This is a genomic window from Methylobacterium sp. J-067 (genome assembly GCF_022829465.1).
Lineage (GTDB): Bacteria > Pseudomonadota > Alphaproteobacteria > Rhizobiales > Beijerinckiaceae > Methylobacterium > Methylobacterium litchii.
Window position 1 is genome coordinate 1 of record NZ_JAKSXZ010000032.1, and the last position, 832, is coordinate 832.

Annotated in this window: 1 protein-coding gene; it reads right to left on the bottom strand. The window is 76.1% G+C overall.

The window, feature by feature from the left end:
- Positions 1–60: 60 nt before the first annotated feature.
- Positions 61–832: methyl-accepting chemotaxis protein (locus MKK52_RS02320; protein ID WP_243952141.1), on the bottom strand; the 772-nt coding region annotated here is incomplete at its 5' end.

Consider the following 832-nt stretch of genomic DNA (forward strand, 5'->3'; position numbering starts at 1 on the left):
GGCACCAAGCCGGCGGAGCCGGCGCCGGAGGCGCCGGCCGCGCGGGCGGCGTAAGCGCCCTCAGGCCGCCCGGACGTTCTGCAGGAACTGCGCGACCTCGGCCCGCAGCCGCTCCGATTGCGCGGAGAGCTGCCCCGTCGCGGCGGCCACCGAGGAGGCCGCGCGGCCCGCCTCGTCGGCGACGCGGGCGACTTCGGCGATGTCCGAGGTCATGGCGCTGGTGCCCTCCGACGCCTGGCCCATGCTGCGCACGATCTCCTGCGTCGTCGCCCCCTGCTGCTCCACCGCGACGGCGATGCCGGTGGTGGTGCGGTTCATGGCCTCGATCTGCGCCGCGATGGAGTGGATCGCCTCGGAGGCGCCGCCGGTCGCGGTCTGGATCGAGGCCACCTGCTGGCCGATCTCGTCCGTGGCGCGGGAGGTCTGCGCGGCGAGTTCCTTCACCTCGGAGGCCACCACGGCGAAGCCCCGGCCCGCCTCGCCCGCGCGGGCGGCCTCGATGGTCGCGTTCAGGGCCAGGAGGTTGGTCTGCCCGGCGATGGCCGAGACGATCCGCACCACGTCGCCGATGCGGGCGGCGGCGGCGGAGAGGTCCGCCACCGTCTGCCCGGCGCGCTGCGCCTCCTGCACCGCCGCGTCCGACATCCCGGCCGCCTGCTCGACCTGACGGCTGATCTCGGCGACCGTGGCGCCAAGCTCCTCCGCCGCCGCCGCGACGGTGTTGACGCTGGCGGCGGTCTGGTGGGCGGCGCTGGCCACGTTGGCCGACCGGCTCGACGTCTCCCCGACCGCGTGGCGCATGGTGCCCGACGTGCCCTCCAGGCTCGACACC